The 13,040-nt window shown below is 60.2% G+C and carries 14 protein-coding genes; 1 reads left to right on the plus strand and 13 read right to left on the minus strand.

The window, feature by feature from the left end:
* Positions 1-43: 43 nt before the first annotated feature.
* The 13 genes from BLQ77_RS23310 to BLQ77_RS23370 all read right to left on the minus strand — a co-directional run bounded on the left by BLQ77_RS23310 (position 44) and on the right by BLQ77_RS23370 (position 12,091).
* Positions 44-319, minus strand: coding sequence for a type II toxin-antitoxin system RelE/ParE family toxin (locus tag BLQ77_RS23310; RefSeq protein ID WP_089963184.1), 276 nt, complete (start codon positions 317-319; stop codon positions 44-46).
* Positions 306-605, minus strand: a complete 300-nt coding sequence (locus BLQ77_RS23315) for a type II toxin-antitoxin system RelB/DinJ family antitoxin (RefSeq protein WP_044353023.1) — start codon at positions 603-605, stop codon at positions 306-308. Before BLQ77_RS23315 ends, BLQ77_RS23310 begins: the two co-directional genes overlap by 14 nt.
* 104 nt (positions 606-709) lie before the next feature.
* On the minus strand, positions 710-1,366 hold the full coding sequence (locus tag BLQ77_RS23320; RefSeq protein WP_089963186.1) for a DUF6927 domain-containing protein: 657 nt from the start codon (positions 1,364-1,366) through the stop codon (positions 710-712).
* A complete protein-coding gene (locus tag BLQ77_RS23325; RefSeq protein WP_089963187.1) occupies positions 1,366-1,959 on the minus strand; it encodes a regulator in 594 nt (197 codons plus the stop codon). The genes BLQ77_RS23320 and BLQ77_RS23325 overlap by 1 nt, the downstream gene beginning before the upstream one ends.
* Positions 1,960-2,033: 74 nt before the next feature.
* Positions 2,034-4,016: a ParB/RepB/Spo0J family partition protein gene (locus BLQ77_RS23330; RefSeq protein WP_089963189.1), complete on the minus strand. Its 1,983-nt coding sequence runs from the start codon at positions 4,014-4,016 to the stop codon at positions 2,034-2,036.
* Positions 4,017-4,172: 156 nt separating this feature from the next.
* Positions 4,173-4,562, minus strand: coding sequence for a DUF3768 domain-containing protein (locus BLQ77_RS23335; RefSeq protein WP_089963191.1), 390 nt, complete (start codon positions 4,560-4,562; stop codon positions 4,173-4,175).
* A gap of 87 nt (positions 4,563-4,649) precedes the next feature.
* The gene (locus tag BLQ77_RS23340; RefSeq protein WP_088726107.1) at positions 4,650-4,859 is read right to left on the minus strand and encodes a DUF6330 family protein; all 210 of its coding nucleotides are present in this window, start codon (positions 4,857-4,859) and stop codon (positions 4,650-4,652) included.
* Positions 4,860-4,882: 23 nt separating this feature from the next.
* On the minus strand, positions 4,883-5,821 hold the full coding sequence (locus BLQ77_RS23345; protein ID WP_089963192.1) for an ArdC family protein: 939 nt from the start codon (positions 5,819-5,821) through the stop codon (positions 4,883-4,885).
* Between the two features lie 40 nt (positions 5,822-5,861).
* Positions 5,862-6,347 carry a hypothetical protein gene (locus tag BLQ77_RS23350; RefSeq protein WP_089963194.1) on the minus strand — a complete coding sequence of 162 codons (486 nt, stop codon included), beginning with the start codon at positions 6,345-6,347 and terminating at the stop codon, positions 5,862-5,864.
* A gap of 1,196 nt (positions 6,348-7,543) precedes the next feature.
* Entirely contained in the window at positions 7,544-8,755 is a 1,212-nt protein-coding gene (repC, locus tag BLQ77_RS23355) for a plasmid replication protein RepC (protein WP_089963197.1), read from the minus strand.
* 213 nt (positions 8,756-8,968) lie between these two features.
* A complete protein-coding gene (gene repB, locus BLQ77_RS23360) occupies positions 8,969-9,898 on the minus strand; it encodes a plasmid partitioning protein RepB (protein ID WP_089963198.1) in 930 nt (309 codons plus the stop codon).
* Complete coding sequence (gene repA, locus BLQ77_RS23365; RefSeq protein ID WP_009827042.1) at positions 9,882-11,075, minus strand: plasmid partitioning protein RepA; 1,194 nt, start codon at positions 11,073-11,075, stop codon at positions 9,882-9,884. Before repA ends, repB begins: the two co-directional genes overlap by 17 nt.
* Positions 11,076-11,209: 134 nt before the next feature.
* Positions 11,210-12,091 carry a recombinase family protein gene (locus BLQ77_RS23370; protein ID WP_089963200.1) on the minus strand — a complete coding sequence of 294 codons (882 nt, stop codon included), beginning with the start codon at positions 12,089-12,091 and terminating at the stop codon, positions 11,210-11,212.
* Positions 12,092-12,317: 226 nt separating this feature from the next.
* On the opposite strand from BLQ77_RS23370, the gene BLQ77_RS23375 reads away from it, so the two are divergent.
* Positions 12,318-13,040: hypothetical protein (locus tag BLQ77_RS23375; protein ID WP_089963209.1), on the plus strand; the 723-nt coding region annotated here is incomplete at its 3' end.

A 13,040-nucleotide genomic window follows, 5' to 3' on the forward strand; every position in this document is an offset into this window, starting at 1 on the left:
GGCGTAGAGCGGGCAATTTCTTAGCGGGGGGCCTGCACCCCCATCATGGCCACTGCTGCGCAGCATGAAGAACGCGTAAAATGGTCACCATCTCAAGGCTTTCAGCATAAACCACGATGTAGTTCGGCCGAATAACCATCTCCCTAGTCCCGTCCACACGGCCCGCGCGGTACATCTGAGGGCGTTCTGGAAGGAGGGACGTCTTGTGTTCAATCTCGTCTTTGAGAACTTGGGCGGCATCCGGGTTGTCGTCAGAGATGTAGTCAATGATTGCCAGCAAGTCGGCGATGGCCGTCGCTTTCCATTCAAGATTTGGCAAGGCGCTTCCCGTCAATCAATGCCTGAGCGTCTTGCATCGCCTTGGCATGGGGCGTTGTGGGCCTTGGATCGTCTAGCGCTTCCTGTACCTTCGCCCGGAACCAGGCGTCATAGGCATCCGGATCAGCGGTCAATCCGGCAGGCAAGCCGCCTTCTGCGGCCACGCGGGTCAGAAGAATACGCACCGCGTCGGAGAGCGTCAGACCGACGCCCGCAAGTGCGTCCGAAGCCTGTGCTTTCAGCTGATCGTCAACACGGACATGAAGCATGGATGTTTGGGCAGGCATGGATGGTCCTCCAGTTGATGGGAGCGATGTATCTCATTTGAGATACGGTTTCAAGGCGGCAGTATGTGTGCACGTGGTCCCGTGGTGTTGTCTCCGCGGGAAACTCAGCCACCCTGCCCCGCGAGATACTCCGCCAGCACCGGGCTGGCAGCACCTTTCGCGGAGCTGAGCAGCTCAGAACCCGCAAGCGTGGCCTTCGAGAGGCGTACGAGCCCGCCGGTTTCCTCGATCCGGTAGCAGCGGCGTTTTTGCCGCCCCCGCTTGTAGTGGGTCGCGGTGACGATCTGGCATGTACTGCCATCGGTGAGCGTCACAGGGGTGGCGAGCCTGATCTTGTCGCCTTCCTCGTAGTTCGGGATCGAAGCCCATTCCCGGCAGCGCTGGCGCCAGTCCCGGGCGTAGCTGTCCGGGTCTTTCAGGTCGGAGAGAAGTTCGATCAGCGCAAGGGGCGCGCGCGACGCGTTCGGGCCAGCGCTTTCCTCCATATCCTTGTAGCCCCAACACCCATCGTCGTAGGCGGTGAGGAAGACGGCGGCGAAAGTGATCGAGCCGTCAGGATCGGTGACATAGGTCGCGTCCTCGACAGGGGTGCCATCACGATTGGTAACCCTAGCCGCCGCATACCAGGTTGAGCCGACCTTGCAGGCTTTCACCAGTTCGGTTTTGCGCGTGTCGCCCTCAAAGGTGCAAAGCCGGGTGATCTCTGCTTTCTCATCCGCGTAGGATTTGACGCGGCCGTCGGTGTAGAAGAGCCAACCCATTACGCCGCCCTCCGGTCATCGATTTCCATCAGCGTATCGAGCGGCACGCGGTAGGGCTGCATGGCGTCGAAATCCTCGCAATTGCCGCAGTTCTGAACGATCGCGAAGGTGTCGCAGGCATCCTTGAGGATGACCCGGAAGGTACCGCCAAGACCTGAAGGCACCTCGTAGGTCCCGCCGATCAGATAGTCCGAGGCCCGGCGCACGAAGACGCGGATGCTGTGGCCATCGGTGGCGAGCCGGATCGCCCCCTGCCCCCGATCGATGAGCGCCTGCACATCGTCAAGGATGTCCGTGTAGAACTGGCCGGTCAGATCGCGAAACGCCATGCGGCGCTGCGCCATCCAGTCGGCATCCCGAAACGGGTTCATGCCTTGGGCGAAGGCGAAGGACGGATCGGCCTGCTCGGTCGTGACGATGCGGGTGGTTGTGCCGTCGATGCCGTTCGAGCGCAGATGCACGCCATTGCCGACGATGAGGATCAGGGCCGGCCTGTCCACGGGCCCGTTCCAGTTGGGCAGGAAGGTTTTGCAGGCGCGCGCATGGGCGATCTGCGCCGCAACAGCGGAGGCAGAGAACTTGAGAATAGCCATGGGGATGTCTTTCGGTTGGGTATGAGAAGATCGACCCGCGCAGGCGTCATGGCTCGCGCGGGTCGCGTGAGGACTCAGGCCGCTTGCGCGATCTCGCTGTCAGGCTCGGGAGATTGCGAGGCATGCTCCGCCTCATCACAGGCGACGCCGGCGGTCTGCATCATGGGCGGGCACCAGGCGGCCACAGCAGCGCGCTGCGCGTCCGTGAGCGTCGCGAAAGGCTCGGCGAAGAGCTTGTCGCAGAAGGCGACGATCTCTTTCTTGCTCGACGAGGCCAGCGTCACCGCCTCCTGGGCCAGACCCAGATCTTCGCCGAGGATCTTCAGGAGCCAGGCCTTCTTGAAGCGGTTGAAGAGCGCCGCATTTGGCGTCCAGTGGGCGCGGATGTCGGGCATGATCTCGATCTCGAAGTCATGCATCAGGCTGTCGCGCTGGCGGTCCCGTGCGAAGCAGGACTGCGTCGTGCTGGCGGTCGCATAGGCCACGAGCTTGGCCTTCTCGCCGGCCTCCAGCGCGCGAAACGCCGCGAACTGATCGGCGGGCGAACGGTTGTCATCGAGCCAGGAGAGGTCCAGCGCATCATGCGCCGCCGCCACCTGCTCAAGCGAGGTCTCGTCGATCTCGTCCATTTTGGCATGGCTGCGGTATTCCTTGCGGGCATCGATCTTGATCGCCTGCGTGACGCTCATGCCGCTGGCCAGAACATCACTGACCAGCTTGAAGAGCGTCAGATCGAGCGTGGCCTCGGGATGCAGCGCCATCGCGGCGCCGAGGGCCATGGCCCGCTCCGTCTTGAGGTCCTCTGCCAACGAGGCCGGGTAGCTGATTTCACCAGCGTCGGGGGCCTCCTCTCCGGTGGTGTTGGTCGACGAACCGCGCGCGCCCTCCTCTTTCACGGTGTCCTCGGGGCGCACGAGGCCGATATGGAGCGTAATCTTTCCACCCTGCCACGACGCGATCACCCCGGACCGCGCGAGGTCCTCGGCGCTATAGGCCTCCTGCAGATCGCGCGCTTCGTCTTCCAGAGCGTCCACGCGCTCGTAAAGGGCATTGTGGGCATCGTCTTCGAGCCCCTCATCCTCCATCTCGAGCTGCAGTTTCTCAAGCTCGGCAGTGATCTCATCGATGCGCTTCTGGCTCGCCTCATCCGGCTCGATCGGGCTGGGATAGACTCGGCCATAGTCGGCCATGGTCGCGTAATCGTAGCCGACCACCGAATCGGCCCAAGCAAAGCCCAGCTTTATGCGGGCCTCCTCGGCGGCGGCCGCGAGCTTCTCGAGCAGGATGGTTTCGACCAGCGCAGCGTCTTCCAGCACCGAATGCTCTTCCAGGAGATCGGCCGCGATCGCTCCGCCGCGGGCCTCGTATTCCTCGCGCACGAAGGTACCGATGTCGTCGCTGACCTGCACCCCGCGCGATTTGAGCGCCTGACGGACGGTGTAGGCCTGCAAGTAGCTGTCTTCCTTGGTGAGCGCCTCGAAGACCTCGCGCTGCACTTCCTGGCTCGGATGCTCAGCAAAGGCCTTCATCGTGTCGAGTGTGATTGTCTTCGCGCGAGCCGCCGCGCGAATGTCGGGATGAATGAGACCGTAGCGCAGGCGGCCTTTCACGGCAGCGACTGTGGTGCCGAAGGTCCTGGCGATGGTCTCGGGGGTCTGGCCATCGACCTCCATCATCCGCGCGAAGGCCTCGAACTCGTCAATCGCGTTCATCGGGGCTTGCGTGATGTTCTCGGCGAGCGACAAGGCCGTGGTGACGTCGCAGTCGTCCCGGACGAGACGGCAGTCCACCTTGGTTTTCGCCGTGAACCCCTTGACGGCCTTGTCCGCGACCAGCTCTTTCAGCGCGGCATGGCGCCGGCCACCGGCAAGCACGGCATATTTGCCGTCGAGCTTCTGGACAAGGAGCGGCTGGAGCAGGCCCAGTACGGCGATGCTGGCCTTCAGATGGGCGATGTTCTCGGGGTCGTAGGTTTCCGGGGAGTTGCTACGCACATTGGCTGGATGGGCAGTCAGATCGCCGATGGCGACGGAGACGGGTTTGAAGCTTGCGGTCATGGGATGTCCTTTTCGATGGGTATGGTGAGATCCGCGCGTTCACGCACGTGACCAATCCCCGGCTTCGGGGATCAAAAGGACAAAAGGCCCACTCTCCCTTTGAGGGGTCGGTGGGCCTTCATTGCCTGAGATGTCGGGGAGGAGTCCCCTGCCCTTCTACCAGTCGCGCGCCAGCATGATGGTCAGCACGCGCGTGGTGGTCGTGGGGTTGTCCGGGGTCTCGGCTTCGTAGCGAAAGTCGGAATCCGCTTCATACAGATCGATTTTCCAGAACACGGTCTCGCCGCGGACCGTGACCGACCCGAAATCATGCCATCCCTCCGGGTCGTTCTCGGGCTCGAACACATCAAACTCCCCGGTCGCCTTCACCGCCTCGGCCATGAAGCCGTCACCAGCCTCCATGAGCGAACGGGTAACATGCATCCGGCCTTGGATGGGCTGCGCGGGCGGCACTCCAAGGCACGCGAGTTTGCGGAACGCGTCGTTCTGCGCCGCGATCACGGTCGGATCCGGACGGTCTGACTGGGGTTGAACGGTCATGGACATGGGTCTTTCCTTTAAGAAGTTGAAACACCCTTCCCAAAGCCTGCTTTTTCTTTTCCGCGGGGCGGAGGAACCGAAGCAGAAGGTGCCCTACCCGAACAGCCCCTTGGGTCTGTAATTCGGGTTGGGGATGGTTTCGATCCAGCCGCCCTGGTCCTTGATGCTCTCAAGTGCCGCCGAGAGCGGATAAGCGCCCTCAGACGCGCTCCACCAATAGGCACCGCGTTTGAAGGTGATGATCTTGCGGCCGCCGTCTTCGAAGCAGGCCACCCGCAGCGTCTTGGGTTCCTTGCGTGACATGCGAGTCTCCGTTCTCCGTGTGGTCAGGCGGCCTCGGCACTGCGCCCTGCCCTGCCCGTCTCCGATCTGGCGATCAGATAGTCGCAGGCGCGCTGCGCATCCGCGGCGTGCTTGAAGATCGCACCCTTGTCCGACCGAAGGACCCGTAACCAGTTGTGGAGATAGGCGGCATTCATCTCGAGCGTATGGGCCGTGAAGCCGAGCGTCTGACCCAGGAAAACCGAGGTGAATTCCGCGACGATCTCCTCGCGCGCATAGGAGGTGTTGCCGAACTTCGAGAACCCGAAATCACGGTTCAGTCGATGGGGGGCTTTCGTTGCATGGGCCAGCTCATGCGCCCAGACCCCGTAGAAGTTCCGCGGGTTTTCGAACCGCGCGATCGACGGCATGAAGACCTTGTCCACGGGCGGCAAATAGTAGGCTTCTGTTCCCGTGAAAACGGTCGTGATGTCGATAGCATCGAAAAACGCCTGCATGTGCGGGATGGGCTCGGACGGCGGATGCTCGGGCACGGGCTCCGGGTCGGGGAAGAAGCTGTCGGGCAAGCCATCGATCTGGCAGGCGTTGAACACGCGGTAGGATTTCTGGAAGCGGAATACGCGGGCCTCCTCGGAGCGATCATCCCTCTCCCCGTGGTCATCCTCGCCGCCGGCGTCCCTCCGGCTTTGACCGTAGTAAACGACGACAGAGGACTTCTCGCCCTTGCGGACCTTCGCATCCAACGCATTGGCTTGCGGCAGCGTCATCCAGAAGGGCGAGCTGTGCCCCGCCATCACGGTGCGCATGGTTAGCAGGAAGTTGTTGACCCCCTGGTAGGGCTCACCGCCCACGCGCAGGGGGCGCGAGCTGCCGCCTGCGGTCCAGGGCTTGCGCCACGGCAGGACACCGCGCTCGATGATGCGGATGATTTCGTTCGTGATGACCTCGGAGGCATCGAATTTGGGCGTGCGGGATCGGGCCATGGCTGGCGTCCTTTCGTGTGTTGGTGAGAGAATTTAGGGGTCAGGTTGACTGGCGGGGGCGCGGATCGTTGACGATCCTCGCGCCGAGCCGCTCGACCATGTCGATGTAGGTGGTCAGCGAGACAGACTGGCCGGCACCTGAATGGTCAGCGTCAACCGATCTGCCTCGTGTCACACGGGGCAGGTTCGCGAAGCCGATGCCATCGGTGACGGGTCGGATATCGATGAACGGCGTCCCTCGCGCGACCGCAAGAGAGGCCACGGGAAAGCGCTCGATTGGCGCGTGGGTGGATACGGTGGCGCAGCCGAGATGGAGGAACGTTCCACCCGCCCCGCAGATCACATGGGCATTCGGCAGCGTCGCCGCCTGCCTGAGATAGCCGAGATCACGCAGGACGGTCTGGCGTTCGAGCCGCTGTGCCAGCGCCGTCTGGCCAGTTCGGCGCAGCTCTCTATGTCGCCACCAGGAGGCCGCGGTTGCGCGGAGCACGCGCAAGACACCTGTTTGCATGGAAATGCCCTTCATCCGGAACGGCAGACCGGAACCCGGCCCGGACCCATCTGAGGGACCCCAAAGGCCCTCATCCGTCAGTCACAAAACCCGAAGAACACTTTCACTTTTCGTGGACCAAACCCATGAAACACCCAACCGCCACCGAACTGTACTGGTACGACGGGATCAGAACTTCCACAGGGCCCATCGGCTAGACCTGTGGCGGCTCCTTCTTCACGAGATAGCCCAAACCGCTCAATCGGCCCGCAACTGCCAACTTCTTCATAAAGCGTGCTGATGCTTTGGCTTCCCGCCGATGTAGCGGATCGGCACCCTGGAAAGGGAAACCATGTCGATGATGGCTGTTATGGGCATAATTTCCCATCGCGAACACTAAAACACAATAACCCATTGTTATTAAATCGCTTTCATCCACCGGATGGATCAGATCATTCCGCAACCAACATCAAAGCACTCTTTTGAAGAGTTCGGGTGTCATGAAATCAAGAGATTAAGTTGCACCCGCTGTTCTGCGATGTCCTCGCCGTCCACTACGACCAAATCAGTGGAACGCGGGACCGCTGGCAACCAGCTGCTGCGCTTGAGGAACCGATTGCCTCGCTGGCCATGTCGCCATTATCGAAGTGACTGAGAAATTACCGGCTCCCCGCGTGCGGGAATTCGAGGATCGAGCCCTTGGTCAAACGGTTTTGGCAACCATCGATCGTCTGCTCCTTGTGCGCTGCGGCCCGTAGCCACGATATCATGCAACAGACATCCACAACCTACCTCTCAGGCATTAGCACCGATGAAGGCCAAGGGAATATCCGAGGCCAGGACCCAAATCGCCGTCAGCAGGCGCCGGATAGCGTAGAACCAATTGTTCAGGGTATTCATCTTCAGATCTCAGACATCGAAAAGGGCAGGGGCCGCGGAGGCGCGCAACTGCTAGGTTGGCTACAGCGCAACGCTCTGTATGTTCTTCACTAGCCGCCTTTGCGCTACTAGCAGCGATGGTCACCAGCTGAGGTTTTACCATGATGATCGGGATGCCCTCGTCATCAGATCTTCGCCGCGACGAAGGCGAAAGCCACTTTCACGATCTCAAATACCGCCACACCTCAACCCCCTAACTTTTCTCTCTCGAACACCGTTTGTGTGCCGAGAGCCTGCTTAACAGCTGTTAAGTTATGCCATGCCCGCCGCACGAGATCGGAGTTTAACAGCTGTTAAGCCGCGTTCCGCCGGCCAATCAATGCCATGACCATTGGGCCACAGGAAAACTCGCCTGCCGCAGCTTTGGCAGTCAGAGCTCGCAAGTATCCACCAGGCGATCTTATGTCGGCGAAGCGTTCCAGCATGGCAGCAACGACGATCGACGCTTGCTCCGGACCCATGAACCGCTGTGCTTCTTCCCATGCAGACGCACTGATGCCCATGGCTGGCCGCACATGGCACGCCGCATCGAAGAGCTGATGCCAATGCCGGATCTCACCTTGGTAGAAGGTCTTGAGCGAGGGACATGCCGCGATCACTAGGTGCAGCGGGATCTTTGGCAGGTGTCTTGTGTCCTGTTCATCAACGTCAGCCACCGGCTCATTCGTGTCCACATCTGGCACACCCGCCGCCGCCCCGCTTTTTTCTAAAGCAGGTTCAAGATCTATAGATTCTTTATTTGAATTATGATGGTGACGCTCAGATTGGGCATCATTGGTGTTCATTTCTTCTGTTTCAGGGCCATCAATGATGTTGCGTGCCTGGTCAAGGAGAGCTTCAAGGTCGGCTCGATAGGCCGCGAGGTCCTCAACTGAAAGCTTGCGGCGAAGCGCGCGGGCTGTGAGGGCAGCCCTGTCGCGAAGCTGATCCCAGAAGCCTAGGCCTGGCTGCATCTCGTCTCCGAACTCGGCGAGGGCCGCGAGATCGCGGCGCATGAGGCTTACGACCTCTCTCAGGCGCCTGACGCGCTCCTCAGCCTCACGTACGGCCTCTGCGGCCCGTGCTATCTCCTCGGACTGACAGTAGAGCGGGGAAAGATCGAAGCCAAAGGCAACGCGGTCTTCGCCGTGCTTACGGACGTAGCGCTTCCCATTGGGGCTATCGCGCCGCTGGAGCAAGCCAGCCTCGACAAGACGCGCGAGGTGACGACGCATCGTGGAGCAGGGCATACCATTCAGGCGCTCACAGATCGCCTTGTTCGAGGGGAAGACGACCATCTCGGCGTTCCCGCCAAGCGCATCGTCCGGAAAGAAGCTGAGGAGCCCCTGCAAAACCGTCAGATCACGTTCCGAGACCCCAAAGGCCGCTTGCGCCTTGGAGAGCTCGCGCAGGAGTTCCCACTTGTTAACGGGTCTGGCTGGAACAGATGCCTCGGGTCGCTCAATGACGCGCAAATGGGCGTGCGAAATTGGCCGCATAAACGGCGAGATTGGTGTGTACTCCATGAAAATGTCCACGAAGACAAAAATTCTAGGGCCCGCGAATCGCTTTGCGCTTGCGGGGTAGGGGCCAGAACGCTACATTCAGAGGTGCGAAAACTGAGATTTTGTAGCGGGCTGATCCCGGTGCGAAACCTTACAAAGGTCTCGTGAAGCTAGCTTCTCGGGGCCTTTTTCTTTTTGCCTGTATCGTGCCTCCTTCTTGTTGGTTGCTCTTCCTCAGTCTCCTGAACGCTTCCAGCGCTCATGAAGCTCGGTAATCAGCTTTGGGGCGTTGCCCTCCAACCAGCTGATAAAATCAGGTTCATCCGTAGTTAGATCAAGTTTGAGCTGCTTGCCTTGGCGGCTGGTCTTGACCGTCGCAGCTCCAACACCGGGGATCGCCAAAGCAGGCACACCCTTTCTAGACGGGCTTGCTTTCTTTTCTGCGCTCTTCGCAGCTGCCAGAACTGCGAGAAACGCACGCTCAGAAACCTCATCGACCGAGCCGGAACTTCCGGACTTGGCTGCATGAGCTATGGCTAGCAGTTGGTCCCGATTACCGTCGTAGGCACCCAAAGCCTTTTTGAGCTCTTCCCATCTCGGGCGACCAATCCCAGGAGCTGCACCAATTGCCTGGATGAGATCCTCGCCGACCGTCCGAACGACACTCAAGAGCTGTGAAACCCCAGCTTCGTGGAGGTTAAGGACTTCGGCGACACCACGATTGGTGCGCTCAGCCCCTTCCAAATGGTCGCCGTCTAGAAGCGCCGTCGCTACTAGCGCACGTTCAATAAAGCTCAGATCACGACGCTCTTGGTTCTCGAGAAGCTGATCTCGAAGCGCTTGATCACCTTCAACCTCTGTGACGATGGCTCGAACTTTGATACCGAGTTCGCGACATGCTTCCAAGCGTCTGCGGCCATAGATCAGGTTGTAGCGATCGCCTTCCAGTGGGCGGACCAAGACAGGCACACGCTGACCGTTCTTGGAAATAGAGTTCTTCAGGCCCTCAACTTCAATCTGAAGCCTGTCATCCAACCGTCCTTCGGTAACAATCTGCGCCGGATCGATCTCAAAAACACCGCCACGCAGTCGGCGCCCTTCAAGAGCGTCAGGAGCGTTGCGAAGGGTCTGCAGCGGCAGGCCAAGTTTAGGCTTTCTTGCCATTCCGCCCCCATGTGTTCTGGATGATTTCAGCGATCTCATCGTTCACTGCGTTCATAGACTCGATCGCACGATCAAACGTCTGACGCGTGAAGTCCTTCTTGTCAGCTTCGTATAGCGTTTGCTTGGTCAAGCCGGCATCAGAAATTGCGGTCGACTCAACCATGTGATTGGTCAGGACCGACCTCCCAAAGAGCCCGCGAATGAAGGCGATGACTTCGGTCTGTGGTGCGTCGCCGACTTTGTATCGCGTTGGCAAGAAGCGAAGCCAATCGAAGCGCAGATTTGCGCCTGCATCCCTGATTACTCCAAGGAGATCCGCAGTCATTCGCAGGAATTGGGACATCGACATAAGGTCAAGCATCTGCGGGTGAACCGTCACGAGCACACCAGAGGACGCGGAAAGTGCTGACATCGTCAAGAAACCAAGTTGCGGCGGACAGTCGATCACAACAACGTCGTAGTTCGCTTCAACACTATCGAGTGCGTCATGAACTCTCGCGAAGAACGCCTTCGCTCCGCCTCGCTGGATCGCAGCAGGCGTCTCGTGCTCGAACTCCATGAGTTCAAGGTTGCCCGGGATAAGATCAAGGCCGCGGATGTAGGTCTTGCGGATCACTTCGGCGATCGGAACCGGATCGTCATAGCGAACGGCATCATAGAGGGTTCCGCCCTCCATGAGGTCGAGTTCTGGCTGGATTCCGTGAAGAGCCGAAAGAGATGCTTGGGGGTCGAGATCGATCGCAAGAACCCTGTACCCCTTGAGCGCCAAGCGCTGAGCGAGGTGAGCAGACGTCGTCGTTTTGCCGGACCCGCCCTTGAAGTTCACCACTGAAATGACTTGAAGCTCGTCACCGTCGCGACGTCCAGGCACGTAAGTTCCAGACTTTTTTGCGTTTCCTTCAAGCGTCTGCCGGATTTCCCAGATATCGTCGAGCGTATAGCGGCGATGACTTCCAGCCGTCGTCTCGACGTCAACGATCTTTCCTTCTCGATGAAGCTTCCGAAGATAGGTATGGTCGACGCCAAGGAGCTCAGCAGCTTCGCCGCTGGTCAGAGTGCGCATCACCTTCTTTGCATCTGGTGGGAAGTGTGCAGCGCGCTGAGCATGCAGGTTCGACGCGAGAAGTTCCGCGTAGTGCCCGATGGCGATATCTAGATCCTGTTCTGCTTCGCTCATGTTTGCCCCGATCCGTGGGCGCGTTTTTTATGTGACCGCGCGTTATTTTTCGAGACTATTGCCCGAGCAGCCAGATTCGTGCAAGCACTTTCTAGATTTAGTGGCAATCCGTTAGGCCAACACAAGTGTCGTGTTCAGAGGAGCCCCAACCTTTCCGCACGCTCAAGCAGCATTTTGACCGAAGACGGCTGCCAGCCAGTGCGGCCTCGAGGGGTGCGCTCACGCATGGCTTCCAACCGGTCGCAGATCGCTTGTAGCGTGATATCCGGGTCCGACCCTTTGATGGCCGCCACGATGGCCGGCAGGCGGTCATCGGTTTCGCGGCGTCCGGCGCGGCCAAGCACCTCGGCAGGAAGGAACCCGTCGCGCACATATGCCTTCACAGCGCGGAGCAGTCGGCTTTGTGTCCAATGGCGATCTGGGGGCAGGGGGCCATTGATGATCCGCAGCAGGTCTTCCCAGGCCATATCGGGGCGCAAGCGGCGCACATGGGGCACCCAATCCTGCGCGGTCTCGTTGAGGCGCTCCATATAGCCGTCCTGTCGCGCCAGCCGCACCTTGCGCAGTGCGGCGGGGTCTTTGGCGCGCAGTCCAGGATTGCCACCAACGCGCCCTTTGGCCCGCGCAGAAGCAAGCCCGGCCTTGGTGCGTTCGCGGATCAGAGCGCGTTCGAACTCGGCCGCGGCGCCCAGAACCTGCAGCGTGAACTTGCCCTGTGGTGAGGATGTGTCGATCGGGTCTTGGAGCGAGCGGAAGAAAGCCCCCTTGGCCTCCAGACGCTCAATCACCTCAAGAAGGTGCGACAGCGACCGCGCGAGCCGATCGATTCGCACGACGACCAACGTGTCGCCGCTCTGGACACGTTCGAGCACCCGCGCGAGCACCGGCCGCGCACGATTGCCACCTGAGGCGTGTTCTTCGAATATCTCGACGCAACCCGCAGCTTGCATGGCCTCAGACTGGGGCAGGGGGGTCTGATCCTCTGTGGAAACGCGGGCATAGCCTATCAGGGGCATGAAATCGGGCCGTTTGCAATTTTAGGTATCGCCACTAAACGACCGTTTATAAGCGAATGCAACTAGGTGCTCTCTCGCCGTGCTCGTCTAAAAACCCTTGGTTTCCTTGCGCTGAGCGCGATCTGAGAGGTTCCGCCGGCAGTCGCGTGCGCGTACTATTTAAAGGGCGCAGGCAGCGGCCACAAAAATGCTTGGGTAATGTGCTAAAAATCATCATTTTGCACATATGAAGACTCAAGCCTCTACTTTGAATGATGATTATGACAACCTCCTCATTACCAATGAGGAGGATGAAGAGGCTCACGAAGACGATCTCTGGTTCCTGCCTGGGCCACTCGAAGAAGAACCGGATGATTTGCCTCCCGGGCCGCGTGCGGAACCGCCCGACACCGCTGTCGTCCATGACTGGGCAAAGGCAGAGAGGCTTCACGCTGCGCGGCTGGCACGCGTGGCTGGACGCCTGGGTGCTCTGGATGACCGGCTGCTGCGCGGCCCGGAAGGCTGGCGGCATCGGCTTGCTTTAATCGAGGCGGCGGCTCTTAGCTGGTTCGCAGGGGACCGGGTGAGTTCTGATCGGCTGGCGCTCTGGATATCGATGCGGCTCTCGGGCGCACAGGATGACCCAAATGCCTTGGCAAGAGTTGGATGGGCTGTTCGGCGCCTGACAGGCGGTCCCGGACCGAAAGTAGACTTGGCCGCCTTCCTGGATCGCCGCGATCCCAAGAACATTGAAAACAGCGCTGAGCGTTTCGAGGATCGCGCGGGTGGATGGCTGGACGTTATGACAGCCGCAACCGATCTCCACCCGATCACCAGGGCTTGCATGGGTTTTCACCTCTGGAGTCTGGCAGGCCTCGGACAGCACGGCGACCAGATCGAAGCCGCCGTCACCGCGTCCAGGATCGCCGCGAGCGATGGACACGGTGCCATCTTCGCACCGCTCGCTATG

It is taken from the genome of Salipiger thiooxidans (assembly GCF_900102075.1).
In the GTDB taxonomy this organism is placed as follows: Bacteria; Pseudomonadota; Alphaproteobacteria; order Rhodobacterales; family Rhodobacteraceae; genus Salipiger; species Salipiger thiooxidans.

Coding starts and splice junctions, on each gene's coding strand:
- BLQ77_RS23315 (WP_044353023.1), bottom strand. CDS start 605: ATGCCTGCCCAAACATCCATGCTTCATGTCCGTGTTGACGATCAGCTG.
- BLQ77_RS23320 (WP_089963186.1), bottom strand. CDS start 1,366: ATGGGTTGGCTCTTCTACACCGACGGCCGCGTCAAATCCTACGCGGAT.
- BLQ77_RS23325 (WP_089963187.1), bottom strand. CDS start 1,959: ATGGCTATTCTCAAGTTCTCTGCCTCCGCTGTTGCGGCGCAGATCGCC.
- BLQ77_RS23330 (WP_089963189.1), bottom strand. CDS start 4,016: ATGACCGCAAGCTTCAAACCCGTCTCCGTCGCCATCGGCGATCTGACT.
- BLQ77_RS23335 (WP_089963191.1), bottom strand. CDS start 4,562: ATGTCCATGACCGTTCAACCCCAGTCAGACCGTCCGGATCCGACCGTG.
- BLQ77_RS23340 (WP_088726107.1), bottom strand. CDS start 4,859: ATGTCACGCAAGGAACCCAAGACGCTGCGGGTGGCCTGCTTCGAAGAC.
- BLQ77_RS23345 (WP_089963192.1), bottom strand. CDS start 5,821: ATGGCCCGATCCCGCACGCCCAAATTCGATGCCTCCGAGGTCATCACG.
- BLQ77_RS23350 (WP_089963194.1), bottom strand. CDS start 6,347: ATGAAGGGCATTTCCATGCAAACAGGTGTCTTGCGCGTGCTCCGCGCA.
- repC (WP_089963197.1), bottom strand. CDS start 8,755: ATGGAGTACACACCAATCTCGCCGTTTATGCGGCCAATTTCGCACGCC.
- repB (WP_089963198.1), bottom strand. CDS start 9,898: ATGGCAAGAAAGCCTAAACTTGGCCTGCCGCTGCAGACCCTTCGCAAC.
- repA (WP_009827042.1), bottom strand. CDS start 11,075: ATGAGCGAAGCAGAACAGGATCTAGATATCGCCATCGGGCACTACGCG.
- BLQ77_RS23370 (WP_089963200.1), bottom strand. CDS start 12,091: ATGCCCCTGATAGGCTATGCCCGCGTTTCCACAGAGGATCAGACCCCC.